The organism is Asaia bogorensis NBRC 16594, from assembly GCF_001547995.1.
In the GTDB taxonomy this organism is placed as follows: domain Bacteria; phylum Pseudomonadota; class Alphaproteobacteria; order Acetobacterales; family Acetobacteraceae; genus Asaia; species Asaia bogorensis.
The window spans coordinates 2,783,938-2,809,769 of record NZ_AP014690.1; the positions used below are offsets into that span (position 1 = coordinate 2,783,938).

24 protein-coding genes are annotated in these 25,832 nt (G+C 60.7%); 14 read left to right on the top strand and 10 right to left on the bottom strand.

The annotated features are described in order from the left end of the window. Nucleotides 1-116: 116 nt before the first annotated feature. The 3 genes from ftsY to dapF are packed head-to-tail and all read right to left on the bottom strand — an operon-like array spanning nucleotide 117 to nucleotide 3,107. A complete protein-coding gene (gene ftsY, locus Asbog_RS12175) occupies nucleotides 117-1,064 on the bottom strand; it encodes a signal recognition particle-docking protein FtsY (protein ID WP_023979386.1) in 948 nt (315 codons plus the stop codon). Nucleotide 1,065: 1 nt separating this feature from the next. After that, entirely contained in the window at nucleotides 1,066-2,310 is a 1,245-nt protein-coding gene (mtaB, locus tag Asbog_RS12180) for a tRNA (N(6)-L-threonylcarbamoyladenosine(37)-C(2))-methylthiotransferase MtaB (RefSeq protein ID WP_062165333.1), read from the bottom strand. After that, nucleotides 2,307-3,107, bottom strand: coding sequence for a diaminopimelate epimerase (gene dapF / locus Asbog_RS12185; protein ID WP_062165334.1), 801 nt, complete (start codon nucleotides 3,105-3,107; stop codon nucleotides 2,307-2,309). The genes mtaB and dapF overlap by 4 nt, the downstream gene beginning before the upstream one ends. A 110-nt stretch (nucleotides 3,108-3,217) precedes the next feature. On the opposite strand from dapF, the gene Asbog_RS12190 reads away from it, so the two are divergent. Further along, nucleotides 3,218-3,844: a hypothetical protein gene (locus Asbog_RS12190; RefSeq protein ID WP_062165335.1), complete on the top strand. Its 627-nt coding sequence runs from the start codon at nucleotides 3,218-3,220 to the stop codon at nucleotides 3,842-3,844. A gap of 140 nt (nucleotides 3,845-3,984) precedes the next feature. Continuing rightward, nucleotides 3,985-4,632: a class I SAM-dependent methyltransferase gene (locus Asbog_RS12195; RefSeq protein WP_062165336.1), complete on the top strand. Its 648-nt coding sequence runs from the start codon at nucleotides 3,985-3,987 to the stop codon at nucleotides 4,630-4,632. A gap of 62 nt (nucleotides 4,633-4,694) precedes the next feature. On the opposite strand, the gene Asbog_RS12200 is transcribed toward Asbog_RS12195, so the two are convergent. After that, complete coding sequence (locus Asbog_RS12200; RefSeq protein WP_062165337.1) at nucleotides 4,695-5,654, bottom strand: sugar phosphate isomerase/epimerase family protein; 960 nt, start codon at nucleotides 5,652-5,654, stop codon at nucleotides 4,695-4,697. A gap of 174 nt (nucleotides 5,655-5,828) precedes the next feature. Then, complete coding sequence (locus Asbog_RS12205) at nucleotides 5,829-7,991, bottom strand: FUSC family protein (RefSeq protein WP_062165338.1); 2,163 nt, start codon at nucleotides 7,989-7,991, stop codon at nucleotides 5,829-5,831. Between the two features lie 253 nt (nucleotides 7,992-8,244). On the opposite strand from Asbog_RS12205, the gene Asbog_RS12210 reads away from it, so the two are divergent. Together Asbog_RS12210 and bfr are read left to right on the top strand one after the other, a co-directional pair. Continuing rightward, nucleotides 8,245-10,083, top strand: coding sequence for a DEAD/DEAH box helicase (locus tag Asbog_RS12210; protein ID WP_062165339.1), 1,839 nt, complete (start codon nucleotides 8,245-8,247; stop codon nucleotides 10,081-10,083). Nucleotides 10,084-10,427: 344 nt separating this feature from the next. Beyond that, nucleotides 10,428-10,919: a bacterioferritin gene (bfr, locus tag Asbog_RS12215; RefSeq protein WP_023979379.1), complete on the top strand. Its 492-nt coding sequence runs from the start codon at nucleotides 10,428-10,430 to the stop codon at nucleotides 10,917-10,919. Between the two features lie 182 nt (nucleotides 10,920-11,101). Here the strand turns inward: bfr and Asbog_RS12220 are convergent, their stop codons facing one another. Together Asbog_RS12220 and hrcA are read right to left on the bottom strand one after the other, a co-directional pair. Beyond that, a complete protein-coding gene (locus tag Asbog_RS12220) occupies nucleotides 11,102-11,332 on the bottom strand; it encodes a (2Fe-2S)-binding protein (protein ID WP_062165985.1) in 231 nt (76 codons plus the stop codon). Nucleotides 11,333-11,446: 114 nt separating this feature from the next. Next, nucleotides 11,447-12,493: a heat-inducible transcriptional repressor HrcA gene (gene hrcA / locus Asbog_RS12225; RefSeq protein WP_035444483.1), complete on the bottom strand. Its 1,047-nt coding sequence runs from the start codon at nucleotides 12,491-12,493 to the stop codon at nucleotides 11,447-11,449. 102 nt (nucleotides 12,494-12,595) lie between these two features. On the opposite strand from hrcA, the gene Asbog_RS12230 reads away from it, so the two are divergent. The 4 genes from Asbog_RS12230 (at nucleotide 12,596) to Asbog_RS12245 (ending at nucleotide 15,753) form a co-directional block, all read left to right on the top strand. Then, the gene (locus tag Asbog_RS12230) at nucleotides 12,596-13,384 is read left to right on the top strand and encodes an MOSC domain-containing protein (RefSeq protein ID WP_062165340.1); all 789 of its coding nucleotides are present in this window, start codon (nucleotides 12,596-12,598) and stop codon (nucleotides 13,382-13,384) included. A gap of 225 nt (nucleotides 13,385-13,609) precedes the next feature. After that, complete coding sequence (gene rph / locus Asbog_RS12235; protein WP_062165341.1) at nucleotides 13,610-14,371, top strand: ribonuclease PH; 762 nt, start codon at nucleotides 13,610-13,612, stop codon at nucleotides 14,369-14,371. Between the two features lie 20 nt (nucleotides 14,372-14,391). Then, nucleotides 14,392-15,015 carry an RdgB/HAM1 family non-canonical purine NTP pyrophosphatase gene (gene rdgB, locus Asbog_RS12240; protein WP_062165987.1) on the top strand — a complete coding sequence of 208 codons (624 nt, stop codon included), beginning with the start codon at nucleotides 14,392-14,394 and terminating at the stop codon, nucleotides 15,013-15,015. 21 nt (nucleotides 15,016-15,036) lie between these two features. Beyond that, nucleotides 15,037-15,753, top strand: coding sequence for a hypothetical protein (locus tag Asbog_RS12245; RefSeq protein WP_062165342.1), 717 nt, complete (start codon nucleotides 15,037-15,039; stop codon nucleotides 15,751-15,753). Here the strand turns inward: Asbog_RS12245 and Asbog_RS12250 are convergent. Continuing rightward, complete coding sequence (locus Asbog_RS12250) at nucleotides 15,736-16,365, bottom strand: LysE family translocator (protein WP_023979372.1); 630 nt, start codon at nucleotides 16,363-16,365, stop codon at nucleotides 15,736-15,738. The genes Asbog_RS12245 and Asbog_RS12250 overlap by 18 nt on opposite strands. 361 nt (nucleotides 16,366-16,726) lie before the next feature. Here Asbog_RS12250 and Asbog_RS12255 point away from each other — a divergent pair, with 361 nt between their 5' ends. The 3 genes from Asbog_RS12255 to Asbog_RS12265 all read left to right on the top strand — a co-directional run bounded on the left by Asbog_RS12255 (nucleotide 16,727) and on the right by Asbog_RS12265 (nucleotide 20,623). Further along, nucleotides 16,727-17,038 (top strand): hypothetical protein, encoded by a 312-nt coding sequence (locus tag Asbog_RS12255; RefSeq protein ID WP_023979371.1) that lies wholly within the window; start codon nucleotides 16,727-16,729, stop codon nucleotides 17,036-17,038. Between the two features lie 100 nt (nucleotides 17,039-17,138). Continuing rightward, nucleotides 17,139-18,479, top strand: coding sequence for an HlyD family efflux transporter periplasmic adaptor subunit (locus tag Asbog_RS12260; protein WP_062165343.1), 1,341 nt, complete (start codon nucleotides 17,139-17,141; stop codon nucleotides 18,477-18,479). Then, nucleotides 18,476-20,623 (top strand): peptidase domain-containing ABC transporter, encoded by a 2,148-nt coding sequence (locus Asbog_RS12265; RefSeq protein WP_062165344.1) that lies wholly within the window; start codon nucleotides 18,476-18,478, stop codon nucleotides 20,621-20,623. The genes Asbog_RS12260 and Asbog_RS12265 overlap by 4 nt, the downstream gene beginning before the upstream one ends. A 51-nt stretch (nucleotides 20,624-20,674) precedes the next feature. On the opposite strand, the gene Asbog_RS12270 is transcribed toward Asbog_RS12265, so the two are convergent. Continuing rightward, on the bottom strand, nucleotides 20,675-22,450 hold the full coding sequence (locus Asbog_RS12270; RefSeq protein ID WP_371861672.1) for an ABC transporter ATP-binding protein: 1,776 nt from the start codon (nucleotides 22,448-22,450) through the stop codon (nucleotides 20,675-20,677). Between the two features lie 181 nt (nucleotides 22,451-22,631). Between Asbog_RS12270 and nth the strand changes: the two genes are divergently transcribed. Together nth and Asbog_RS12280 are read left to right on the top strand one after the other, a co-directional pair. Then, on the top strand, nucleotides 22,632-23,294 hold the full coding sequence (gene nth / locus Asbog_RS12275) for an endonuclease III (RefSeq protein WP_146926524.1): 663 nt from the start codon (nucleotides 22,632-22,634) through the stop codon (nucleotides 23,292-23,294). Next, on the top strand, nucleotides 23,291-23,578 hold the full coding sequence (locus tag Asbog_RS12280; protein ID WP_062165346.1) for a DUF1330 domain-containing protein: 288 nt from the start codon (nucleotides 23,291-23,293) through the stop codon (nucleotides 23,576-23,578). Before nth ends, Asbog_RS12280 begins: the two co-directional genes overlap by 4 nt. Nucleotides 23,579-23,626: 48 nt before the next feature. On the opposite strand, the gene Asbog_RS12285 is transcribed toward Asbog_RS12280, so the two are convergent. Continuing rightward, a complete protein-coding gene (locus Asbog_RS12285; protein WP_062165347.1) occupies nucleotides 23,627-24,340 on the bottom strand; it encodes a M23 family metallopeptidase in 714 nt (237 codons plus the stop codon). Nucleotides 24,341-24,579: 239 nt separating this feature from the next. On the opposite strand from Asbog_RS12285, the gene Asbog_RS12290 reads away from it, so the two are divergent. Then, nucleotides 24,580-25,830, top strand: a complete 1,251-nt coding sequence (locus tag Asbog_RS12290; protein WP_062165348.1) for a cation:proton antiporter — start codon at nucleotides 24,580-24,582, stop codon at nucleotides 25,828-25,830. The last annotated feature ends 2 nt before the right edge of the window (nucleotides 25,831-25,832 follow it).

A 25,832-nucleotide genomic window follows, 5' to 3' on the forward strand; every position in this document is an offset into this window, starting at 1 on the left:
ACGCCTGCTCAGGCGCGTGATGGCCGATACAGGCCCTCACCTACGAAAAGTCATGCCGGCATGGTGTCGGTGGCGTAGCCATCACAGGCCACGCATGGATAAGCCAGATTACTGGCTCAATCCTGAACTTCGTCGATCAGATGGCTGGTCAGATCGGCACCGCTCCCGCCCACGAGACCACGCGCATATTCCTGAGCCGAGAAGGGACGCAGATCCTCGACCTGCTCACCCACGCCCACCAGATGCACCGGAAGCTTGAAGGCGTCAGCCAGTGCGACAACGATACCCCCCCGTGCGGAGCCATCGAGCTTGGTCACGATCAGACCCGTTACATTCACGAGTTCACGGAAAACACGCACCTGTTCCATTGCATTCTGTCCAGTCGTGGCATCGAGCACCAGCAACACTGAATGGGGAGCGGTTTCGTCGAACTTCCTCATGACGCGGATGATCTTGGCGAGCTCTTCCATCAGCGCGCCCTTGTTGTGCAGACGCCCGGCCGTGTCGACGAACAGCAGGTCGGTTCCTGATTCACGCGCCTGTTTGATGCCTTCATAGGCGAGGCCTGCGGCATCCCCACCCGGCTTGCCCGCAATGACAGGCGCGCCAGTACGTTCACCCCAGACCTGCAACTGCTCGACAGCAGCGGCGCGGAACGTGTCACCCGCCACCATCATGACCGAGCGCCCCTGATCCCGGAACCATTTGGCCATCTTGCCGATGGTCGTGGTCTTGCCCACGCCATTGACGCCCACCACGAGCACGACATGCGGCTTGTGCTCGGTCTTGAGCTCGAAGGGCTGGGCCACGGGTTCGAGCACGCGGGCGATTTCGGTGGCCAGAGCCTCCTGAATTTCCTCGGTCGTGACATTGCGGCCAAAACGCGACGTGCGGAATTCCTCGATCACACGCCCGGCCACTGCGGGGCCGAGATCGGCTGCAATCAGCTCGTCCTCGAGTTCCTCCAGCGCTGTCTCGTCGAGATAGCGATGGGTGAGAGCAGCATTCAGCTTCTGCGTCGAACGCGTCAGCCCCTGTTTCAGACGTGAGAAAAATCCGGCCATGTCAGTTGATCTCTGCTACCAGCCCTGCTTCGTCAAGGGTTCGGGCGACAAGGGTAAGGCGTGTGCCACGAACTGCCTGCCCGCGAGACAGACGCACCGGCACGAAATGGGCCGAGTGGCCCTTGGTTGCACCCTCCATCAGAACATCGAGAGGGCGCCCCATCATACCGCGCCAATAGGCCTGCCGATTGGCCTCGCCTGCCGCACGCAGAGCCGCCGCACGCGCCTGACGTTTTGCATTGGGGACGCTGGGCATACGGGCCGCCGGGGTGCCTGGGCGCTCGCTATAGGGAAAGACGTGCAGATAGGGCAGTTCATGACGCACGACAAAATCGAGCGTCTCCTGCGCCTGGGCCTCGGTTTCAGTCGGAAAGCCGGCAATCAAATCGGCCCCGATCGCGATATCGGGGCGCAGGCGCCGCACCTGCGCGATCAGATTGGCGGCATCCTGCACCGAATGGCGGCGCTTCATGCGCTTGAGCACCATATCGCTCGCTGCCTGTAACGAGAGATGCAGATGCGGCAGAAAACGGGGCTCCTCGGCCAGCAGATACCACAGATCGGCATCGACGGAGGCCGGATCGAGCGAGGACAGGCGCAGTCGGGGCAATTCCGGCACGGCTGACAGCACGTCACGGCAAAGCGTGCCCAGTGCAGGCGTGCCATCGAGGTCCCGCCCCCAGGAGGCGATATCGACACCCGTCAGAACGATTTCATGATGGCCCGCCTCCACCAGCGCCCGGGCGCGGGCGATCACGTCCCGGGTGGGCACCGAACGCGAGCGGCCGCGCCCATACGGGATAATGCAGAATGTGCAGCGATGGTCGCAGCCCTGCTGCACCTGAAGCAGGGCACGCACATGCCCGCCCGTTTCGACCACGGGCGAGGCGGGAGCGGGTGCGGCCTGCATGATATCAGCAACAGCCCCCTGCTGCTTCAAGGAGGTCTCCGTCCAGCTAGCCGCCTCGAGCTTTTCGGTATTGCCCATCACATGCGACACGCCGGGCAGGCTGGCCCAGTCCTGCGGCGCGATCTGGACCGCGCAGCCCGTGACCACAATACGCTTGCCGGGGTCATCACGATGGGCACGCCTGATGGCCTGACGCGCCTGACGTTCAGCGCTTGTCGTCACCGCGCAGGTATTGACCACCACGACATCCGGCAAATGGCCGGTCAGGGCCTGCATACGCTCGCTTTCATGCAGGTTGAGGCGGCAGCCGAAGGTCAGGAGACGGGCACCGCTCATCCGTCATGCGTCCCGAGGGGATAGAGCCCCTCGAAAACATGGGTCGCCGGGCCGATCATGAGGACATGACCGTCTGCCTCGCGCCAATGGATACGCAGCGCACCGCCATCCATTTCCACCCGGCACTCGCGGTCCAGAAGGCCGCGACGCACACCATTGACCACGGCAGCACAGGCTCCGGACCCGCAGGCCAGTGTCAGTCCGGCGCCGCGCTCCCAGACGCGCAGCCGAATGAAATCACGGGAGACAATCTCGGCGCAGCCGATATTGGCGCGTTCCGGAAAGAGCGCATCGCGCTCCAGCGCGGCGCCCTCGCGGTCCGCACGGTCCATCCCGTCAAAGAAGGTCGCATGCGGATTACCCATCGAGCAGGCCGCAGGGCTGCCCGGCAGGGGCAGTTCGACGGTATCCATCGCCTGTGACAGGGGGATACGCTGCCAGTCCAGCGCGGGCACACCCATATCCACCCCGATTTCACCCTCAGGCGTGATGAAGCTCGGCAGCAATCCCGCACTTGTCTGTAATACCGGCGCATTGCCAATGAGGGCAGCGACACAGCGTGAGGCATTGCCGCACGCCCCTGCTTCGGATCCATCAGGATTGTAGAAACGTACCCGGATATCGGCTCCATCGCGATCTGGCGCATCGAGCAGCACAAGCTGGTCACACCCGACGCCAAAGCGACGGTCACAGAGCTTGGACATGGTATGTAATGTGGCGTCGAAACGCTCGTGGCGCCTGTCGATAATGACGAAGTCATTGCCGAGGCCCTGCATCTTATGGAACCGGATCATCATACGGGCAGTTATAGTGGGTCCGGGCCGCCACGGCACGGGAAACCTCCGGTTTCTTGACGTAAATTTTCAAAGCCGACGCATCGCCCGTTGCGGTGCAGGATAACAGACCCATGTTCATCGCCTCCTACGACACCCCCGCCATTGCACGCCATGTCCGTCTCATCTGGTCGTGCCTTGATATGAGCCGGGAGGCGCTTGAAAAATGCCTGACACAACTGCCCACCGGATGCAGCCTGCTCGTTCGAGATGACATGATCGACTGGATGCGTGGTCACGCCGCGCAGCATAATCTGCTGCGCCAGGGCCCTGGCGGCATTGAACGGCTGAGGCCCGATGGTAGCGTGGCTGAAACCATGGCGCTCTACGAGCACTGCCTGCCATCGCAGATTGTCGACCACCCGGCCCGCTCCGTAGTAGCACTGGACATCGTGCTCAAGGACAGCACGGAAGAGGCCTGGGACGAAACCGAAACCCTGATCGATCAGGGACTCCCTTCGCAGGTGGCTGCCTCGGCGCTCGTAGGTACCGCACAGGAAGTCGCGCAGCGCCTTAATGACTATCGCAAGCTTGGGCTGTTTGATGTCATCCTCACGGCGCCGCCATCCCGTGCGCCCTATCGCGAAGTGAGCGAGGCGCTGCAGCCGCTTCTGCGCCAACAGGCCATACCGGTGGACCGTCACGCCCGCATCGCCGGGATTTCCGATGGTCCGTTCGAATGGCATGGCGCAGCGCTCTGAACCCGGCCTCACATCGCCTTGGCGGGAAGCGCGCGTAGAGAGACTGTCTGCCTTGACGTGTGCCTGTCATGGCGTCATCCCTGCGCGGGTCCTCGCAATGCTGCGAGCACGCCAGAGCAGAGACAGGCAGGACTGGTCCGATGACTGATACCCCGTCAGGGCTGCACCCGGCAGCCTTCACCCGCGCCAATAACGACCCCGACCGCAGTTTTTATGCTGGTCGTGGCGATTCAACGCAGATGGATGCGGGCGCCCGCACCGCGGTCACGGCCCTTTACCAAACCGCGCTTCCTGCCACGGGTGTCGTACTCGACCTCATGGCCGGGACGATGAGCCACCTCCCTGCGGAGGCGCAGCTTGAAACCGTGCTTGGGCTGGATGTGAACGGCAAGGCCCTTGAGGCCAATATCGCCCTGACACGACGGATCGAGCAGGATCTGAACGAAACACCGGCACTCGACCTGCCTGACGATACGCTCGATGCCGTGTGTCTGTGCGACGGGTTTGCCTATCTGACCAATCCGCTGGCCGTGCTGGAGGAGGTCAACCGCGTGCTGCGACCCGGCGCGCCATTCATCATCACCTTCTCCGACAATTTCATCGCGCAGAAAGCCGTGGCCCTGTGGCAGGCTCTTGAGCCCGCCGACCGCACCCGTCTTGTCACGCTCTTGCTCGACAAGGCAGGTTTTGGTGATCTGGACACCGGTGAGGTCGTGCCCCCCGAGGACCTCACGGCGTGGAATGATACCGTCCATGCCGTGATTGGCCGCAAGAAACTCGCGGCCTGATTGGCTGCGGACGACCGCATGTCCGAGGCCGGCCTTTGGGTAAAGCCCAAAAGGGTCACCGTTCAGATATCCATCTGATTAAAGCCGCCAAGGGCCACTGGCATGACCTCACGCAGAAGGGCGACTGATCTCTCAAGCCCTTCCACTGCATCCAGCAATGGGTCCTCATGCTCGATGGACAGCCAGCCATCATAGCCCACCATGCGCAGACGATAGCAGAATTGACGCCACCATAGCGTGTCATGCCCATAGCCAAGCGTGAGATACGACCAGGCACGTGCCGAAGGCAGACCCAGCGGGCCGTTTTCGAGATTCGATGTCACCCCCCGCCTCGCCTCATTGAAACCGGCATCCTTGGCGTGGACATGGAAAATGGCGTCACCCAGCGCATCGATAGCGGCGATCGGGTCAGCCCCCATCCAGAACATGTGCGACGGGTCGAGATTGGCCCCGATCATGGGGTCGAGCGCTTCGCGCAGGCGCAGGAAATTGGGAACGTTATAGGCCCATTGTCCGCCATGCAGTTCGAGCGCGATGCGCGTGATACCGTGATCAGGCGCCATACGCAGGATACGTTCCCAATAGGGCAGCAAACGCTCGCGCAGTTGCCATTCCTTGGCAACCTGACCTTCGGGCGGCCATGAACTCACCACCCAGTTGGGCAAACGGTCCCCCTCCTGCCCTTCCGGCAGGCCTGACATGGTACAGATCGTGCCGATACCAAGATCACCCGCCAGCCGGATCGTCTCCTCAAGATCCTGACCCTGACGCGTATCCACCGGGTGGAGAGGGTTGCCGTTGACGTTCAGGGCGATAATTTCGAGATCGCGCTGCTCGAAAGCACGCACAAAACGCCGACGCGCTTCGGCGCTTTGCCTGAGTTCCATGAGATCGACATGCGGCGCCGGTGACCACCCGCCCGTATTGACCTCCACGCCCGACACGCCGAGCGCAACGGCCTGATCCAGCATGGCTTCGAAAGAAAGTTTGCCGAGACTGTCGGAAACGAAACCGATCTTCATGGCGTGACGACCCTTTCAGTGTGACGGGACTGGTGGAATGGCCCGCATGAGAGAATTTATATTCTCTTCTCACACCCGAATCGGAACATAAATTCGTTATGAAACGATCATTTGGCTGTGATCGACTAACATTCCATCTGATGCCCTCCGGGCAATCCGGTCCTGTGGCGCAGATTACTGCCCGGTCGCACGGGCCAGTTGCAGGCAGCGCCTGAAGTGCCGGTCATTCAGCCAGTCCTGATTGCCCTGCCATTCGTGCCGCACCACGAGCAGGCTCCCGAGCACCTCGGCATAAGCCGGACATTCCGTGTCGTCCGCCGATGCCGCATGCTGGTGAATGGCGCTGATGGCGCTTTCTATCCGCGACGTGAACACGGCCGCCTCGACACCGGGGCCACGAAGCCAATGGGGACCGAGCCCAGTAAAGAACTGCGTAAGAATGTCGCGCAGTGCCGCAGGAAGTGCAGGCCGTGCCGCGACACCACGCAGAAAAAGCAGGTTACGCCCGAGGGTCATGGTGGAGAGCAGACCATGCAGGTTGAGTTCCATGAACGGGGTGAGCGAGGCGCCTGCATAACGGATGACACGTTCCATGCCTTGGGTGATGAGCCCGATCCAGCGATTCTCGGCCGGCAGAAACCGCGGCGTCGCACAGATACGCTGCAATCCATGCAGGGCACGTCGTCGCAACAGGGCACATACCTGATAGATATTGAATGGCAGGATACAACGGAACACAAGCACCCCTGCCCCAAGCCCGAGCAGCAGGGCGATCGTGGCATTGAACCAGGTCAGTTCGTTCATGCGCATATGGTTATCGAGACCGATAAGCGCGGGCAGGAAGGTATTATATGACCCCGCTGCGGTGGCAGTGGCAGGGTTGCGTGCGGCAAGGCCACCAATGAACATCAAAGGGGCCAGAGCCACGATAAGGGCCTCGAACCCCGTCCCGGTTGGGATAAGAAAGAATACCGGCAGGATGGAAGCCAGAGCGGCGAGACAGGCACCGTAGAAGAAGCGGTTGCTGACGAGCACGGTATTATCGGTGGTGGCAAACCGCCCCACCACCACAGCGATGAACGAGATAAACGCTGCCCCCTGTGGCCAGGCCGTGACCTCCCATACCAGTCCGGCCAGACAGATGGCAGCGGCAGACCGCATGGCGTTATGGAATGCCGCATGAAAATGCAGCACGCGTCGCAGCCGATACCGCGCGGGAGTCGTGGCTTCGGTCGGGCGAGCCTCGAAATAGATCAGCAGCGTGCGATATTCCTCCAGAATCAGGCGCATACCCTGAAGGATGATCGCGTCATCGGGGTTGAACCCTTCCCCCGGATGATCGGTCGCGCCAGCTTCGTCATGCAGGATGTCGCAGCGTGCAGCGAGCGCCTCGAGATCCCGACGCTGCGCCAAAAGCGTGTCAGCATCGTCCAGCCTTGCCGGTACGTTGCGGACAAAACGCGCCACCTCGGCTAGCCCCACTCTGGCGCGTTCGGAAAGGACAAGCTGTGTGGACAGTCGCGCCTGCATCCCCAACGCACGCGAGACGAGTCGCGACAGGATGCCGATTGTGGCATAGGCGCAGGCGATTGCATGGTCACTGCGCCCGACCTCAACCACGGTAAATTCGAGTTGCTCGTTAAGACTGAGCGTTCGGCTGAACACGGCACGTATCGCCGCCTCGGGCGGCGGGGCGCCATCAAGCACATCACCGATGACCTTTGAGGCGGCCCCTATGGCCTCGATCAGCCAGCCGCGCATGGTACGTCTGGCCTTGACCGCCAGAGAAGCCGAAAAGACCAGCCCCGCCACCATCTCGCACACGACACCCAGAAAAATATATGTGCCGCGCGCCATGGCGATTTCAAACACATGATCGGGCGCGTTCAGGGCGCCGGTTGCGATAATGGCGCAGGTATAGGCCGCCAGCACAAAGGCATAGGCGCGGAAATTCTGGCACAGCGTCGCCAGCCCCGTACAGAGCCCGGCCCAGAGCGCCAGCGCAGGAATGAACAGCCACGGAGCCTGGGGAAACGCCGAAACCAGCCCCACCGCGCCTGCCATGCCCAGCACGGTGCCGACCAGACGCCACCGACCCTTGGAGAGGCTCTCGCCACGTGAGCCCTGCGCCGTGATCCATACGGTCATGGCGGCCCATTGCGGTTCGCCCAGTTCCATCCAGAACGCGATTCCGAGCGCGACGAGCGAGGCGATGGTATTGCGCAAGGCGAATTCGAACGCATTGCCGCTGGGGGCAAAAAGCCATTTCAAAGGCCATTGCTGCGCATGCAGGCGCAGAAACGCACCCTTTTGACGAGAGAAGAACGCGGCGATCATGCGTGGCGTCTTACCCGAATTTAACGGTTTGTGTGGCAGCAATCGCTTCAATTTGGCGCGCATGTCCCATATATTGGGAGTGTGCCGAGTCAGGTTCCCGCAGAAGCGTTTTCAGCACGGGTGCCGTTTAATCCTAGATTTCAGCTCGCATATTCTTTATTGACCGCCTTCCTTACGCCGCGAGCCATGCTCGAACAGCGCATTCCTGTCTCGGCGTTCTCTCTTCGCACGATCCTGATTGAGTCCGAACCGCATGCCCTTTCCCGATACCGTACCGTCTCTAAGCCGCGCTCTGGCGGCACGCGGTTATGAAACACCGACCGCCGTGCAGGAAGCCGTTCTGCAGCCAGGCCTTGAGACACGGGATCTCCTCGTTTCCGCACAGACAGGATCGGGCAAGACGGTTGCTTTCGGTCTCGCCTTTGCCCCGACCCTCATTCCCGAGGGCAGTGAGCGTCTTCCGCCTGCCAACAGCCCGCTCGCTCTGGTGGTTGCCCCAACGCGCGAACTGGCCCTGCAGGTGCAGACCGAACTTCAGTGGCTTTATGCCGAGACCGGTGCGCGTATCGTCAGCTGCATTGGCGGCACGGATGCCCGTCGCGAAGCCCGCAACCTGTCGAACGGTGCCCATATCGTTGTGGGGACGCCGGGCCGCCTGTGCGATCATCTGTCGCGCGGTGCCCTGAACTTGTCCGATCTGCGCGTGGTCGTGCTGGACGAAGCCGACGAGATGCTCGATCTGGGCTTTCGCGACGAGCTGGAACAGCTTCTGGATGCCGCGCCTGTCGAACGCCGCACGCTGCTTTTCTCGGCGACCATCGCCAAGGAAATCGCCAATCTGGCGCGCCGCTTCCAGAAGAACGCCGAGCGCATCAACACGGTCTCCACGTCCAAGCAGCATGATGACATCACGTATAAATGCGTGCTGACAGCGCCGAATGACATTGGTCGCGGTGTCGTCAACGTGCTGCGTTATTACGAGAGCCCGACCGCCATGCTGTTCTGCAACACCCGCGCCATGGTCGCGCAGGTGCAGGCAGCGCTGGTCGAGCGTGGTTTTGCCTCGGTCGCCATCTCCGGCGAAATGGGCCAGAACGAGCGTTCACGCGCCATCGAAGCCGTGCGTTCGGGTGTGGCACGCGTTTGCGTGGCAACCGACGTGGCCGCACGTGGCATCGACATTCCGGCACTTTCACTCGTGATCCATGCCAATATGCCGAGCGAAGCAGCAACATTGCTGCACCGTTCGGGCCGTACGGGCCGTGCAGGCCGCAAGGGCACCTGCGTGGTCATGGTGCCTGTCAGCCAGCGTCGCAAGGCTGAGCGCCTGCTCTCCTTTGCCAAGATCAGCAATGCCGAGTGGGAAAGCGTCCCTTCGGCGGATGCCATCCTTGAGCAGGACGCCAAGCGCCTGATGGAAGACGAGACGCTTTTCGCGCCGTCGCAGGCCAATGAAGATGCCCTGGCATCGCAGCTGGCAAATGCGCATGACGCGCATCAGCTCGCAACGGCCCTCGTGCGCCTCTACAAGAGCCGCCTGCCGAGCGTCGAGTCGATCCGTACGGTCAGCGTTGACGCCCCTGCCCGTGGCATGCGCGACGATCGTGCACCCCGCGAATTCACAGGCCGGGTGGACCGTATGGGCGGTGAGTGGTTCAGCCTCGCCATTGGTCGCACCGAACGTGCCGACCCGAAATGGCTTGTCCCCCTCATCTGCCGCCTGGGTGGTGTGACCAAGAGCGAGATCGGTGCGATCCATATCGACACGGATCACACACTCTTCGAGATTGCCCCTGACAGCGCCGAGCGTTTCCGCTCCTGCGTTGCCGGTGCCGATGCGGATGAAGCCAAGATCGAGCCGGCTTCCGCCCCGACTGGCCCCTCTGCCCCACCGCGCGGCCCGCGCCGCCCGCGTGAGGGTGGCTTTGCTCCTCGCGGCAAGGGCGGCTTCCGCGGTGGTGACCGTGGCGGCGATCGCGGTGGCGACAGAGGTGAGCGTGGTGGTGACAGGGGTGATCGCGGCGACCGCCCTTCATTCCGCAAGGGCAACTCGGTCGGCAACGGCAAGGGCTCGTCGCGCAAGCGCTATTGATCGGATAAAAAGTGTTCGCCCGGGCGGTTGTGCCCCCGGGCGACGGCTCTCGCGATCTGATGGGATTCTGTCCCGCTGCACCCCGCCTTGTGCGGGGTGTTTTGCGTTCAGGGGCCTGATTTTGCACCCATGATTTGAGGTGACTTCGTTGTTGCAATTAAATTGCAACAACATTTACTGACTCCGCACCAATAGAGAGAGTCATTCTCAACTTCGATACTTCAATACTGAACAACGTTATTTCTATTGCACCCGCTTCTTTTCCATGCTTGAACAGCGTCACACAGCCTGCGGGGAGTGGCCATGCGCCCCTTCTGCGTGCAGGACAGAAAAAGGAGCCAACCATGCTTAAAGATCCGAAGGTTATCGAGCATCTGAACATCCAGCTCACCAATGAGCTGACGGCCATCAACCAGTATTTTCTTCATGCCCGCACCCTGAATCACTGGGGCGTCACCAAGCTGGGCAAGAAGGAATATGACGAATCCATCGAAGAGATGCGTCATGCCGACTGGCTGATCGAGCGCATCCTGTATCTGGGTGGCCTGCCGAACGTGCAGCGTCTGAACCAGATCCTGGTGGGTGAAAGCGTTGAGGAAATCCTAGCCTGCGATCTCAAGCTGGAAGAGAAGGCGCTGGCCGATCTGCGCGAAGGTATCGCCTATTGCGAAAGCGTGCGCGATTACGTGTCACGTGATCTGCTGATCCGTATCCTCGCCAACGAAGAAGAGCATGAGGATTTCATCGACCGTCAGTTCGATCTGATCAAGCAGGTCGGTATCCAGCGCTACATCACGCTGAACTCCTCGCCGGCTCCCGACCAGACCGCCGAGTAAGACAGAACCGGACACACCTGCCCCGGGCTTGCCCGCACAGGACCCCGGAAACAGAAAAACCCGTCAGCGCAGGCTGGCGGGTTTTTTTATGGCCGGTCGGGTGTGTCCGGCCCCCTATAGGCAGATCGACAAGCCTGCCGATATGACGGCCCATCAGCGCAGCCCGGTGCGGGCGCCCTCACTCAGGCGTAAGCGGCGTTGCCAGCACCCTGATCGACCGTGTTGAAGGCCATCGCGGCCTCCTTTCTCTCGCGCAGCAGGCTACGTAGGGCGCACACCACGCCGGGCACGCAATTGCCGCACTGGGCCTTGCACCCCTTGGAGGCATAGACCTCCCGCGCGCGCGAGGCCCCTCTGCTTACGGCATCAGCGATATCATGATTGGTCAGGGCGTTACACGAACAGACGATCATCAGCCATTCCACTTCAGAACGGCGCGACCCTAACAGCGTTTGAGAATAATTCTCAATGATAAATTGCGAGTGATTCTTAAAAAACATGTCACAGCAGTGTTAGACCTTGCCAGCTCAGCTCAGGAGGCGACCGATCACACGGGCCGTGTAATCCACCACAGGCACGATCCGCCCATAGTTGAGCCGTGTCGGGCCAATCACCCCGATGGCGCCGACAATGCGATTCGTTTCGTTGCGCGCCGGTGCCACGACCATCGATACGCCCGACATGCCAAAAAACCCGCTCTCGGCACCGATATAGATCCGTACACCATCCGATTCCTGCGCCAGCTGAAGCAGGCGCAGCATCGTTTCCTGCGCTTCCAGACGCTCAAAGAGCATCTGGATGGTCGTGAGTTTCTCGATTTCGGTGATGTCGGTCAGCAGATTGCCCTGCCCGCGCAGATAGAGCGTGCCATGCTGCTCATCCCACATCGCAAGACCACTCTCGATCACGCTGGTCGCCAGCACATCCAGATCAGAGCGGTTCTGCTGTAAATTCTCCGAGACGCGCTGGCGCAAGGCACTCAGTGTTACATCGCCAAGCAGGGAGTTGAGATAATTGCCCGCCTCGACAAGGGCTGACGGCGGCAGACCCGGTGGCGTTTCAATCACGCGGTTCTCGACCTGACCATCGGCGGCCACAAGGATCACCAGAGCCTTGCCCGGCCCGAGCGCGACAAATTCGATATGCTTGAGGGCGCCATCGCCCTTGGGAGCCAGAACCAGACCGGCTGCGGCCGAAAGCCCTGAAAGCATGGAGGAGGCCTCAGCCAGTGTCTCCTGCATGGATCGCCCCTTGAGCGCCAGACGCCCGGCAATCTGGGCGCGCTCCAGTTCATCGAGCGCACCGAACTGCAACAGGCCGTCCACGAACAGTCGCACGCCTTTCTCGGTGGGCAGGCGACCCGCCGAGACATGGGGGCTGAACAGCAATCCGGCCTGGGTCAGTTCCGCCATGACATTGCGTATTGTCGCGGGAGAGAGCGAGGGCGTCAGGCGCTGGGCAAGCGTCTTGCTGGCCACGGGATCACCCGTCTCCATGTATTGCTCGACAATCTCGCGCAGCACATTCGCCGACCGGGCATCCATGCCACCCGGCAGGTTTGAAAGATCGATCATGCCCTGCCCCTTTTCCCGACGCGCCCGCTGGCTTCCTGTCACTGTCCCGAGCGACTAGACCTGTCACGACGTGTCCTGTCCATCCGCTTCGGAGTCGTGCCGATGACCCGCCTTGCAGCCTTATATATCCATCCTGTCAAAAGCCTGCACCGGGTTGATATGACGGCACTCGAACTCGACCCCTGGGGGCCGCGTGGCGACCGACGCTGGCTCGTGATCGCGCCAGACGGCCGCTTCATGACGCAGCGTCAGCATCCGGCCATGGCACGTATCCTGACGGCGCTGAACGGTGAGACACTTCACCTCACTGGTAGCGACGGCTCGGCGCTGAGGATCGATCCGCCTGCCCCTCAGGCACCCGCAATCACAGTAAGCGTCTGGAAGGACCATGCCATTGCGGCACGGGATGCAGGAGACGAGGCAGCGGCATGGCTGAGCGCTATTCTCGGCACAGCGTGCAGGCTCGTGCATATGGCCGACCCGGCCCATGCCAGACCGACCGATTTCGGCAGTGTGAGCTTTGCAGACGGGTTTCCCCTGCTCGTCACCAACACAGCGTCACTCGAGGACCTCAACGCCCGTCTAGATCAGCCCGTACCGATGGAGCGTTTCAGGCCCAATATCGTCATCGAGACCGATCAGCCCTGGGCGGAGGATGAATGGCGCTCCATCCGGATCGGTACAGTTGAACTCGACCTGGTCAAACCCTGCAGCCGCTGCATCGTCACCACCATCGACCAGGAGAGCGGGACGATTCCTGTTCCGCGCGAGCCTCTCAAGACCATGACCGGGTTTCGCCACCGTCCCGGTGGGGTCATGTTCGGCCAGAATGCGGTCATCCGCCACGCAGGGACCATCCGACTTGGGGATGCGGTTGAACTGATCGACTGAGCGGGTCGGCTGGGCACGACGCCGTGCCCGGTTATCCTGACAATCTGCCCCTGGTCGGAGGACGCGTGCCTTACCCGTTGCCTTCGGTGATGGCGGTAACGGCAGGGTCCCGGACGGACCTGACCCGCATGGTTCTGCCTTGTCATTCGGCTTTGTCATTCAGGGCCCCAGGCGCTAAAGCTGCACCCGACCGCATCTCTGCGCTTGAAACGAGGAAAACGCTCCATGTCCAGCACCCGCCCTTCAGGCCGCAAGGCCGACGAGAACCGCGTCGTTTCCATCGAGCCGGGCTTTGCCCGCCATGCCGAGGGCTCCGTGCTGATCCGCGTGGGTGGCACCGAGGTTCTTTGTGCAGCCTCGATCGAAAATCGCGTGCCGCCTTTCCTGCGTGGTCAGGGCCAGGGCTGGATTACCGCGGAATACGGCATGCTGCCGCGCGCGACGCATACCCGTGGCAACCGTGAAGCAGCCAAGGGCAAGCAGTCGGGCCGTACGCAGGAAATCCAGCGCCTTATCGGCCGCGCCCTGCGCGCCTGTGTGGACCTGCGTGCCCTGGGCGAGATGACCATCACGCTCGATTGCGACGTGCTCAATGCCGATGGTGGCACGCGCTGCGCCGCCATTACAGGGGCCTGGGTGGCCCTTGCCATTGCTCTCGACAAGCAGATCAAGGCTGGCGTGCTCAAGCGCTCGCCCCTGCGTGCGCAGGTGGCTGCGGTCTCCTGCGGTCTGACCGATGCCGGCGCTGTGCTCGATCTCGATTACATTGAAGACAGCTCAGCTCAGGCCGATACGAATTTCGTTCTGACCAGCGAAGGCGGCATTGTCGAAATTCAGGGCACCGCAGAAGACGCACCGTTCAGCGAGAGCGAATTCGCCTCGCTGATGGCGCTTGCGAAGCTGGGCACGTCGCGCCTGTTCGATGCCCAGCGCGAGGCGCTTGAGAGCGTGACAAACAGCAGCGCTGCAAACGGAAAAACAGCGTGAGCAGCGCGGCGCCTGCCGACATGACCGAGCCCGGCCAACGGGTTCTCAGGCGAGGCGAGCGCGTTGTGCTCGCCAGCCACAACAAGGGCAAGCTGGCTGAATTCCGGGTTCTGCTGGCCGATAGCGGCATCGAGATCGTCTCGGCAGCCGAACTCTCTTTGCCCGAGCCGGAAGAGACGGCTGACAGTTTTGAGGGCAATGCCGCCATCAAGGCACTCGCTGCAGCGCGCGCGACGGGGCTGCCTGCCCTGTCTGATGACTCCGGATTCTGCGTCAGCGCCCTTGAAGGGCGTCCCGGCGTCTATTCAGCCCGCTGGGCCGGCCCGGGCGGTGACATGCAGGTGGCCATGCAGCGCGTTCATGACGAAATGAACGACGCGGCCGATCGCTCGGCCTCCTTCGTGGCTGTGCTCTGCGTTGCATGGCCGGATGGTGTGACACGCTACGCCGAAGGCCGTTGCGAAGGGGCGGTCTGCTGGCCGCCACGCGGCGCGCACGGCCATGGTTACGACCCGATTTTCATTCCCGAAGGTGATTGCCGCAGTTTTGCCGAACTCTCGGCGGAAGAAAAGAACGCGACCAGCCATAGAGGTCGTGCGTTGGCCCGGTTTCTGGAGACCTGCGTCGCACCCGATGGCGACTGAATTCCAACAGGAGTACCCGTCATGAAGAAAGGCTTGTTCCTTTTTCCGGCCTGCGCCCTTGCCTCCTTTGTGGCGGCAGCCCATGCGGCGCCCGTTTTTGATCCGACCGGCTTTGACCTGCGTGAAACAAAGGCCTTCAGCATGTCGGTCCTGCCCGCCACTGCATTAGGGCAGCCCAAGGCCGATGCCCCGTATCGTCTGACGCCGGGCGGCATTGCCCTGAGCAGTGAAGCGCGCAAGCCAACAGCCTATCACGCACGCCAGCCCCGGACAGAGTTTTCCGAATCCCGTCCCTGGCGTGTGGCTGACGCCGAAGCCATGCTTGATGCGACGATTCATATCGATCGTTTCCCCAAAAGCGGGAATGTCGTGTTGGCCGAACTGACCGCCGATGAGGATGCGACCCCGATCCTGCGCATTCTGGTTGATGGCGACCGTCTGGTGCTGCATGGCCAGGTCGACAATGCGCCAGAGAATGGCGTTGTGCTCGGCACGCTGGACGACACCCACACCGCCCATATCATGCTTCACACACGCCCTGACGGCATGATGACAGTAGCGGCCAACGGAACGCCCAGCACATTCCGCCTGTCACCTCAGGCGATGGCAATCCCAGTGATGTTCCGCACCGGCGCCCACGCCATCAATGATATTGGCACGACGCCAGACCAGATTGCGGTGACGCTGACAGGGCTGAGCGTTCATCATGGTGCCGCGCAATCAGGCCTTCGCTCGTAGGATCACGATCCCGAAGGCGACAAACACGATGGCGGTCAGACGATTGAAAGCCCGTCTGACCGGCCGGCGTGACAGAAAACGCGAGAGCGACTGGCCGCCCAGTCCGTAAAGGGTGAGCCACAACCCGTCCGAAAAAAGATAGGTCACAACCAGTATGCCGAATTGCGGCAGAACAGGCTGATGATGATCAATGAATTGCGGGAAGAAAGCAGCCGCAAAAAGCAGTAATTTGGGATTGCTGATACCGACCAGAAACCCGGTGCGGTACAGAACCCAGCGGCTCACGGGCGCGGCTTTTCCTGTTTCCGTATCTGGCACCTCCGGCGTATCACTCGCACGCCAGGCCTTGATCCCCAGATAGACCAGATAGGCGGCGCCAGCATAACGGATGATGTTGAACAGCCGAGGCATGGCCACAAGAACGGCGCCGATACCAATCACTGACAGAACGAGCGCGAGAAGCAACGCGGTAATACAGCCCGCCATGGCGGCAATACTGCGATTGAAGCCGACCTGAACACTGCGACTGAGCGCATGCATCATATTCGGGCCAGGTGTCGCTGAAATGAAAAATACCGTGACAACGAATAGCCACCAGGTTTGCAGGGTCATATGAGGCACCGCGAGGAAAGGGTCACGAATTCCTTTGAAGGATAGCGGATTATATCCTCTCGCAAAGGAGAAAGATGTGCCTGCACAGAGCACTGCTTTCGCCCTCGATCTCATGAAAAAAATAGCAATTTTTTCGTAGTAACGACGGAAAGCGCATGACCTGAAAAGCATCACTATGCGGCGTAAGTGTTGATATCTATATGTAATCTCTCACGATATATCCGCATTGATTACTGGATTTGTCACGATGGATCGCGCTTAGTTCATCGGACTGACAATTGTCGCGCCCATCGATACGCGCCAATATTGAGTTGGGCTTCATTCAACGGCCTTCACGGCAAACAACAAGAGAGCCAAAATCATGCGCGAACTGAACTCAACTGAAATTGAAACTGTCAGCGGAGCCGGTTTCTTCAGCAATTTCGGATTCCAGCTTGGCAGCGCCATCGGCAACATTGTCGATTGGTCCACAAAGGCGATCAGTGGCAAGGCGCCCGTAGCCAGCGCTGTCGCAGGTGCTTCCAACCTCGGCACGGGCATCGGTGAAATTGTCGACTCGATCGCCTCCAACAGCCTCACCGGCGTGCCGCAGGCTGTCCAGACAACCGGTCTCGGGATCACCCAGATCGTTGCTACGGCCGTAGCTAACGCACCGGCCAGCAAGCCTGCCTAAAGTCTGAGCGTTCACTCCCTGCCAGTCTGAAATGCTGGCAGGGATGAACCTTTTCTGAGCCCTCCCGTGTTCCCGATTTTTCTTCCGATTGTCGTCTTTTATGACTTCTGACCTCTTCAGGCGCGAAGTTCTTGAAGCCCGGCGACAATCCTGGCTCGGGCGGGTTCAGCTTCTCCAACCCCTCTCCTTCCGACTTGTCGCTCTGGCGACAGTCGCCCTGTGCATCGCGGCAACGCTCTATGCAGCTTTTGGTGTCTATACACGACGCGTGCATGCGACAGGCTATATGGCCCCACCTACCGGGCTGATCACCATTGCAGTCAACACGACGGGGGTTATCTCGGCACAAAAAGCCAGCGAGGGCCAACATGTTCACAAGGGCGACGTGCTCTATGTGATCAATATTGAAGCGACATCGAGTTCAGGCCCGACCCAGGCCCGTGTGCTCGATCATCTGCGCGAGCAGGCCGACATCCTGAAAAAACAGAAAGCCCTGAGGCTACAGGACGCACCCATCGAGAAAACCTCGATTGCAACGCAGATCCGTTACCTCACGCAGCAGCACGATGAAATCCGGCGTCAGATCGAGAGCGATAACCACGTCTTGCCGATTGTCGAATCGGCGATGAAGCGGATGCAGGCTGCCAAGTCACAGCACATCGTAACCGAAACGCAGTTCCAGAATCAGCTCTACACCTACGCACAGCTACTCAGCAGCCATGCCCAATTTCTGCAGAATATGAGCGGAATCGAGGGGCAGATTGCTGATCTGACCTCAAAGCTGGTGCGCTACGACACCCAGCAGGCGCGTGACCTCAACGACCTCGACAAGGAGATCGCGCGTATCCAGCAGCAGATCGTCGAGAGCGAAGCCCAGAAATCGAGCGTAGTCATTGCACCCGATGACGGCATCCTGACGGCCATACGCAGTAATCTGGGTCAACATGTGCAGGCAGGGCAGACACTGGCCACTCTTCTGCCCACAGGGCACACGCTGGAGGCGATGCTCTTTGTCAACAGTGCCTCGATCGGGTTCCTGCATGAGGGTGAGCCGGTCCTGCTGCGTTACGATGCCTTCCCCTATCAGCGCTTCGGGCTTTATCGCGGCAAGGTTCTCGAAGTGACCCGCGCCCCTGTCTCGATCACTGAAGCCAGTCCTGCCCCCACCGCCGCAGGCAAAGGCACCGGGACTGAACGCGGCTCGGACCCGTCTCTCTATCGCATACGGATCCTGCCCGATCAGGATTACGTCAACGCCTATGGAAAACAGATGCCGCTCCAGGCCGGAATGGCCGTGCAGGCCGATATCGCCATCGATACCCGCAGACTCTATCAGTGGATTTTCGACCCGCTGATCAGTGTCCGTGATGACATCTATATGGTGAGCGGCGGCATGGTGAGTGGCAACGAGGCGACCGGCAACAGGGTGACGGGGCGATGAAGGCCCTCAAATCCCTCGCCTATGGTTTCCAGCCCCGTACGCCGGTCATTCTGCAGGTTGAGGCCGCCGAGTGCGGCATGGCCTGTCTGGCCATGATCCTTGGGCATTATGGCAACCGCATCGATTTGCCGACGCTCAGGCGACGGTTTGCCCTCTCGATCAAGGGCAGCACGCTGCGCGACCTGATGGCCACGGCCGAGCGTGTGGGCCTGACAACGCGTGCCGTGCGTCTGGAACTGGACGAATTATCGGGGCTCCGCCTGCCCTGCATCCTGCACTGGAACATGAACCACTTCGTGGTTCTTACTGCCGTCAACGGCAAACGGGTCACGATCCATGATCCCGCTTTCGGGCGGCGCAGCCTGCCCATCGAGACGGTCTCGCGCGAGTTCACGGGTATCGCGCTTGAGGCGTTCCCCAATGAGAATTTCCGAAAGGAGGATGCCCGGGAGACCCTGCGCCTGCGGGATCTGTTCAGGCATGTCGCCGGACTGCGCTCATCCCTGCTGATGCTGGGAGCATTGTCGCTCGGGCTCGAAGTCATTGCGATCATCATGCCGATGGTATCGCAGGTGATTATCGACGAGGTTGTTGTCACCTCGGATCGCGAGTTGCTGAGCACGATCGCCGCTGGCGTGGCGCTCTTGCTGCTCCTGCAACTCCTCATTGCCTGCGTGCGGCAATGGTCCGTGCTTATCATGGGCACCCGGGTAGGGCTCCAGTGGAATACCGGGCTCTTCAACCACCTTTCCCGCCTGCCGCTCGATTATTTCGCCAAACGCCATGTGGGCGATATCCTGTCGCGCTTCAACGCCATCGCCTCGATCCAGAAGACCATGACCACCGATATGGTTCAAACGGTCATGGACGGCCTCATGGCCGTGGGCATGGGCGTGATGTTGTTCATCTATGGCGGGTGGCTGGCTGTCGTGGCGCTGATCGCCGTGACACTGGATGTGACGCTGAGGCTCTTTACCTACCGTCTCTATCGCGAAGCGAATGAAGAGCAGATCGTTTTTGATGCCCGCCAGCAAAGTCATTTCATCGAAACGCTACGCGGCATGGCCAGCGTAAAGCTGCTGGGCCTGCGCGAGAGCCGTCGCATCTCATGGCTCAATCTGGTGATCGACAGTATCAATGTCCGGCTTCGCATCCAGCGCTACGACCTTATTTATGGCAGGCTGGCTGAGCTGATTTTCGGGGCAGACAGGCTCATCATGATGGTGCTCGGCGCGATGGCCGTCATGAAAGGGGCCATGACTGTTGGCATGCTCGTCGCATTCCTGTCCTACAAAGACCAGTTTGCAGGGCGTATCGGCAGCCTGATCAGCAGCGGCTTCCAGATCCGCATGCTCAGCGTGCAGACAGAACGCCTGTCAGATATCGTCATGACCCCAACGGAGCCGTCCGAGCCTACGACCAGCCTTGTCCCCCGGCCCGACGGGGGCGGCCAGGGAGCTCTTGCCTGCCAGGGCCTCTCCGCCCGCTATGGCGCGCATGATGCCTGGGTCTTTCGCGACATTTCCCTCGATGTCCCTGCCGGACAGATTATTGCGGTCGTGGGGCCTTCGGGCTGCGGCAAGACGACTTTTCTCAAGACGCTCATGGGGCTGATGGAGCCGTCATCAGGCAAGATCACGCTTGATGGCGAGTCGATCGAGGCCCTGACGCTGGAGGGGTATCGTAGCCGCATCGCCGGCGTCCTTCAGGATGACGGCCTCTTTTCGGGGTCGATCGCCGATAATATCAGCGGCTTCAATGAGGAAATCGATCAGGCATGGCTCAGGGAATGTGCCAGCAGAGCCGCCATATTGCAGGATATCGAGCATATGCCGATGGGGTTCGATACCCTGATTGGCGATATGGGCGCAGGACTTTCCGGTGGACAGAAACAACGCATCATTCTGGCGCGCGCACTCTATCGCAAACCCGATATCCTGTTTCTGGACGAGGCCACCAGCCATCTGGATGAAATGACCGAGGCCCATGTCGCCGCTGCATTGCGCGCCATGAATGTCACCCAGATCATCGTGGCCCATCGACCGGCGACCATTGCCCATGCCGATCGGATCTATGTTTTCCAGCCAGGTGGCGTGCTGCAGGAATATCTCCCCCAAGGCCACGATGCCTCGGCACCTGCTTAAAGTTCGATCCCATCCCCCAAGTTATTCTGCCTTGAGGGCAGAGATGACGCCTCAGCCCTCGAGCGACTGCAACTCGAACAGGCGGCGATAGATCCCCCCTTCACGCCGCACCAGCTCGGCATGCGAGCCATCCTCCTTCAGCGCGCCCTTGCTGAACACGAGGATACGGTCCAGCTCCATCACCGTGGACAACCGGTGCGCCACCACAATCACTGTGCGACCGGCCATCAGGCGATGCATGGCGTCCTGCACCAGAACTTCGGACTCGGAATCGAGGCTGGACGTTGCCTCATCGAAAATCAGCAGGGGGGCGTCGGCCAGAAACGCACGGGCAATCGCCACGCGCTGACGCTCACCGCCCGACAGCTTGACCCCACGCTCACCAACGAGCGTAGCGTAGCCTTCCGGCAGACGTTCGATAAACGCACTCGCATTGGCCAGCTGCGCGGCACGCTCGATTTCGGCCTGCGTTGCCCCCGGTCGGGCATAAGCGATATTTTCCGCAAGGGAACGATGGAACAGCATCGGCTCCTGCGGAACGATGGCGATGTGGGCCCGCAATGAGTCCTGTGTGACATCGCGCACATCCACGCCATCGATCAGCACCCTGCCCCCAGTTGTGTCATAGAGACGCTGGATGAGCTTGGTGAAGGTCGTCTTGCCCGAACCGCTTGGCCCGACGAGAGCAACACGCGAACCGGGGGTGATCGAGACATCCAGATCACGATAAAGCGGCGTATCCTGACCGGGATACTGGAACGTCACATTATCGAAACGAACGTCACCTTGCGTAAAGGCGGCCTTGCCCGCGCCCTTGTAGTCCTGAACGCCGGGCGCCTGATCAAAAATGGCAACAAGCTCTTCCATCTCGTTGACAGAACGCTGGACCTGGCTGACCTGCTGGCCCAGGTCACGCAGATAGCCCTGAACAAGAAACACCATCGTCAGCACATAGGCCACATCGCCGGGTCCGGCCTTGCCCTGCCACCATTGCCAGACGATCAGCGCCACCAGAAGCATACGCATGACCAGCGAGGCAAAGCCCTGCAGGTTGGCGCTGTTGGTCCCCCTGATCCAGGTGCGCGCCGTGCGCCCGCTCCAGGCGCGCAACACGCGGTCCAGCCGGCGTTCCTCGCGATGTTCGGCACCGAAAGCCTTGACCACGGCGTTGCAGGTCACGGCATCCGCAATGGCCGCGCCCACTTTCGTATCCCAGCGATTGGCCGCGCGGGCCGAAGGCGCCACGTAACGCAGTGTCAGCACGACGGAGAGCCAGGTGAACAGCACAACAGAAAGTGCCAGCACGGCCCCCATAAACGGAGAGTGCCATGCCAGAACAAGCGTGGTGCCGGTCAGGACCAGCACCTCCGGGGCAATCAGCAGCAGCAACGTGTCGTCAAGCGTGTCGATGGCCCACATGCCACGGGTCAGTTTGCGTACGGTCGACCCTGCGAAATTATTGGCGTGCCAGTCGGTCGAAAAGCGCTGCACACGCGCAAAGCCCTGAGACAGGGCGCGCTGCATGATGGCAAGGCTGAGATGCGTAATGCCAAGATAGGAGGAACGCCGCCCCAGAAGCCCCACCAGCCCAAGCGCGATCAGCCCACCCACCATGAACAGCGCATCATTGCGCAGGGCCATTTGTGCGGCATCATGAGGGGCACCGCCAGTATGGCTGGAGATATCGGTTACCAGTCGACCCGACAGGACCGGCGTTGCCACGTCGGCAATGGTGGCGAGCGCAATACCGAGCACGGTGCGTGTCAGAAAGGCCGGATGCTCGAGCCATCGGCGCATCACGAAGCGCACGATATCGACAAAGGCGATATCGTGCGGCCGGGTCGGGGTGTTGTCGGTATTGGACACGAGAGAAAGCTCCTCCGCCAGACGTTTGGCTGGGCGGGCATACTGGTAGTCTGGGGCGGGAAGCGCTTATTGTGGGGCTTCAAACGCCCTTATGCAACATGATGAAATGGTTCTGATGTCTCTCCCCTCGGCCAAAAGACCCATGACACGTGCTCAGACCTGTCAGTTCATCACGGCACTGGCCGAGTCCATGCCCGATGCCGAGAGCGAACTGGACTATACAGACGCTTTTTCCCTTCTCGTGGCCGTCGTGCTCTCGGCGCAGGCCACGGATAAATCGGTCAACAAGGTCACGATCGGCCTGTTCCGTGACGCGCCGGATGCGCGTGCCATGGTAGCACTGGGCGAGGAGGGCATTGCCGCACATATCCGCACCATCGGGCTGTGGCGCGCGAAGGCGAAGAACGTGCTCAGGCTCTCCGAGCAACTTCTCGCCCTGCATGGCGGGCAAGTGCCCTCGGATCGGGCTGCACTGGAGGCTCTGGCCGGGGTCGGGCGCAAAACGGCGAGCGTCGTGCTGAACGTCATGTTCGGTGAAAGCGCGATGGCTGTGGATACACATATCTTCAGGCTTGGAAACCGTACCGGTCTGGCCCCGGGCAAGACGACACGCGCCGTGGAAGAGGGGCTGATCAAGCGGATTCCCCCTGAAATGCTCCGCCCCTCACATCACTGGCTGATCCTGCATGGTCGTTATGTGTGCAAAGCCCGCAGCCCCGAATGTGGACGCTGCGTGGCCTTCACGCCTTGCCTTTTCCCGCTCAAGACCCAGATCAAAAACGGCAACAAAGGAGAAAATACTTGAGCAGCTATATCGTATTCACCCGCGAAGAGACGCTCGACCAGAGTGAACTCGACACCTATTTCTCGCTCGTTGCCGAGACGTTTGAGGGCCATCCCTTAAAACCTGTGGTTGCCTATGGAGCGCAGAAATCATTGGAAGGCAGCGAGCCGGAAGGGATCGTCATTGTCGAATTTCCCGACAAGGTCTCGGCGCTGGCCTGGTACGATGGCGACGCCTATCGCAAGGTGCGCGAACACCGCTTTGCTGGAGCAAGGTACCGCGCCACGCTCGTCGAAGGGGTGTGACAAGACCCTGACCGGAATTCGGGCCGCTTACAGTCGGCCCGAAAACCCCTAGTTTCCACTTAGCGCCGGCACCGCTCCCATGGCGGCGAGGTCCCACCGTATCTGGAAGGCTTCCGTGCCCTTATAGGCACCGACATGAACATGCGGGTTGCGCGCAAAACCGTTATTGCTGTCTAGCGCCACGACATCACCCGCTTTTACGTGATCCCCTTTCCTGACCCGGATATTGGCAATATGGGCATAGATTACATTCATGCCGTCAGTTCTGGTGAACATGATGGCGCTGGCCGGGGGTTTGCCCATATTTCCCGGGCTGTTGGTGACGGGATTCACATGCACATAGGTCACGACTGAATCAAACGGCGCATGCACGGTCTTGTGCCAGCCGTACCAGTCCGCGTTCTTTTCTCCGAGGCCGCGATAAAGCTTGTTGTAGCCGTGCGTAGCATCAGCGGCACCGCCTATGATCATACAATCAGTACCAAGCGCATCACCTGTACCCAGAAGCTGTCCTACCGGATGCTCCGCGCAGGCAAATGGCTCGTGAAAGAGTGGCGCAAGCGTCACCTGCTGAATCGGACCGACGCGTGATGCCTTCTCTCCTACCCCGGGGGGTAAGCCCATCGCCTGCAACTGCTGATGCCAGGCATCGGCACCCGTTTCAGCAGTTGGCACGGCAAAGCATTCTGGTGGGGCGATCAGCAGCCCTGTCGCCATAATGCCGAAACGACTGAGGGCAGTGATGATCCCTATCTTACCCATAAAAGCCTCCCTCCCTGTCCGGCCAGAGGCAAACCCTCACTCCTGAACCGGGAGAGAAGCTATCTTCATATGATACGACATCGCAATAGATGGCGATGGATATGGCCTCTAAGGGTCAGGCATTGTGTTTACGGCGTGAAAATGAGGATGACATAATGTGAGAAGCTGGACGAAGGACGTGCGTTCACGTTCTCATGCGGTAAAACGGCTCATCCCGGCATCATCGGCAAAGAGATTTCATGTCCTCCCTCAGCCTCTTCGCGATTCTTCTTACACTCTGCACGGCCTGCGGCATTCTCAATTACAAGCTGCTGCGCCTGCCCATGACGATTGGCATCCTGCTGATTGCCTTGATCGTGTCGCTTGTGGTCAAGGGGCTGGACATGGCCCTGCCCAGTGTCGATCTGCACACTCTGCCCATGACGCTTCTGGCCTCGGCTGACCTGCCTGGCAATTTGCTGGACGGTGCCTTGTCTTTCCTGCTTTTCGCCGGTGCCCTGCAGGTTGATACACGCCATCTGATGGAGCGGAAATTCTCGGTATTTTTCCTCGCCATCGTGGGGACGATACTGGCGGTGTTCATGCTGGGCGGGGCCATGTACTGGGTCATGGCGCAGGTGGGACTGCCCGTGCCATTCCTCTGGTGCGTGGTGCTAGGGGCCATTCTCGCGCCAACCGACCCCGTTTCGGTGGTGGGCATGTTGCGCCGGCTGGGTCTGCCAGGACCCATTCAGGCCATTTTTGCCGGAGAAAGCCTGTTCAATGACGGGGTGAGCATCGTGATTTTCGGCCTTGCCATGACACTGGTCACGGGCGAGGCGCATCACCTGACCCTGATGGATGCCGCCGAAGCTTTTGGGATCGAGGCTGTAGGAGGTGCGGGTCTTGGTTTTGTGGCCGGTCTGATTGCTCTGCTCTGCTTTCGGGCTGCACGCGACAGCCACTTGCAGCTTCTGGTGTCGCTCAGCCTGGCGGCAGGCACATTCAGCCTTGCCCATGCGCTTGGCATGTCAGGCCCGATCGCCGTGGTCGTGGCAGGCCTCTGCCTGGGGAGCGAACGCGCCAAGAGCAGTATGGACGACCATGCGCGTGAGGAACTCAACAGCTTCTGGACACTCGTTGACGAGATTCTGAACGCGCTCCTCTTCCTGATGATCGGCTTTGAGGTGCTGGCCGCCATTCCCAGCCAGCGTGCGCTCGTGGCCCTGCTTCTGGGTATCCCGCTTTCAATTGCAGCGAGGGCGCTCAGCGTGTTTCTCGCCATCCTGCCGATCCATCTTTATGGAGAAGATCGCGGGCGCATGCTGGCCGTGCTGACCTGGGGCGGATTGCGCGGTGGCATTTCTCTGTCGCTCGCGCTCACTTTGCCTGCCGGACCGATGAAGGAGGTTCTTGCCCCGATCTGCTACGGCATCGTGGTCTTTACCATTCTGGTGCAGGGATTGAGCATGGAGCGTGTCGCTCTTCATTTCTATCCAAAGAAGGGCTGAGG

Bases quoted from the DNA above. Each gene is read 5' to 3' on its own strand.
- bfr (WP_023979379.1), top strand. From the start codon at position 10,428: ATGCTTAAAGATCCGAAGGTTATCGAGCATCTGAACATCCAGCTCACC.
- rph (WP_062165341.1), top strand. From the start codon at position 13,610: ATGTCCAGCACCCGCCCTTCAGGCCGCAAGGCCGACGAGAACCGCGTC.
- Asbog_RS12265 (WP_062165344.1), top strand. From the start codon at position 18,476: ATGAAGGCCCTCAAATCCCTCGCCTATGGTTTCCAGCCCCGTACGCCG.
- dapF (WP_062165334.1), bottom strand. From the start codon at position 3,107: ATGATGATCCGGTTCCATAAGATGCAGGGCCTCGGCAATGACTTCGTC.
- Asbog_RS12260 (WP_062165343.1), top strand. From the start codon at position 17,139: ATGACTTCTGACCTCTTCAGGCGCGAAGTTCTTGAAGCCCGGCGACAA.
- Asbog_RS12230 (WP_062165340.1), top strand. From the start codon at position 12,596: ATGACCCGCCTTGCAGCCTTATATATCCATCCTGTCAAAAGCCTGCAC.
- hrcA (WP_035444483.1), bottom strand. From the start codon at position 12,493: ATGATCGATCTTTCAAACCTGCCGGGTGGCATGGATGCCCGGTCGGCG.
- Asbog_RS12200 (WP_062165337.1), bottom strand. From the start codon at position 5,654: ATGAAGATCGGTTTCGTTTCCGACAGTCTCGGCAAACTTTCTTTCGAA.
- ftsY (WP_023979386.1), bottom strand. From the start codon at position 1,064: ATGGCCGGATTTTTCTCACGTCTGAAACAGGGGCTGACGCGTTCGACG.
- Asbog_RS12290 (WP_062165348.1), top strand. From the start codon at position 24,580: ATGTCCTCCCTCAGCCTCTTCGCGATTCTTCTTACACTCTGCACGGCC.
- Asbog_RS12285 (WP_062165347.1), bottom strand. From the start codon at position 24,340: ATGGGTAAGATAGGGATCATCACTGCCCTCAGTCGTTTCGGCATTATG.
- Asbog_RS12250 (WP_023979372.1), bottom strand. From the start codon at position 16,365: ATGACCCTGCAAACCTGGTGGCTATTCGTTGTCACGGTATTTTTCATT.
- Asbog_RS12255 (WP_023979371.1), top strand. From the start codon at position 16,727: ATGCGCGAACTGAACTCAACTGAAATTGAAACTGTCAGCGGAGCCGGT.
- Asbog_RS12220 (WP_062165985.1), bottom strand. From the start codon at position 11,332: ATGATCGTCTGTTCGTGTAACGCCCTGACCAATCATGATATCGCTGAT.
- mtaB (WP_062165333.1), bottom strand. From the start codon at position 2,310: ATGAGCGGTGCCCGTCTCCTGACCTTCGGCTGCCGCCTCAACCTGCAT.
- Asbog_RS12190 (WP_062165335.1), top strand. From the start codon at position 3,218: ATGTTCATCGCCTCCTACGACACCCCCGCCATTGCACGCCATGTCCGT.
- Asbog_RS12245 (WP_062165342.1), top strand. From the start codon at position 15,037: ATGAAGAAAGGCTTGTTCCTTTTTCCGGCCTGCGCCCTTGCCTCCTTT.
- nth (WP_146926524.1), top strand. From the start codon at position 22,632: ATGACACGTGCTCAGACCTGTCAGTTCATCACGGCACTGGCCGAGTCC.
- Asbog_RS12195 (WP_062165336.1), top strand. From the start codon at position 3,985: ATGACTGATACCCCGTCAGGGCTGCACCCGGCAGCCTTCACCCGCGCC.
- Asbog_RS12210 (WP_062165339.1), top strand. From the start codon at position 8,245: ATGCCCTTTCCCGATACCGTACCGTCTCTAAGCCGCGCTCTGGCGGCA.
- rdgB (WP_062165987.1), top strand. From the start codon at position 14,392: ATGACCGAGCCCGGCCAACGGGTTCTCAGGCGAGGCGAGCGCGTTGTG.
- Asbog_RS12205 (WP_062165338.1), bottom strand. From the start codon at position 7,991: ATGATCGCCGCGTTCTTCTCTCGTCAAAAGGGTGCGTTTCTGCGCCTG.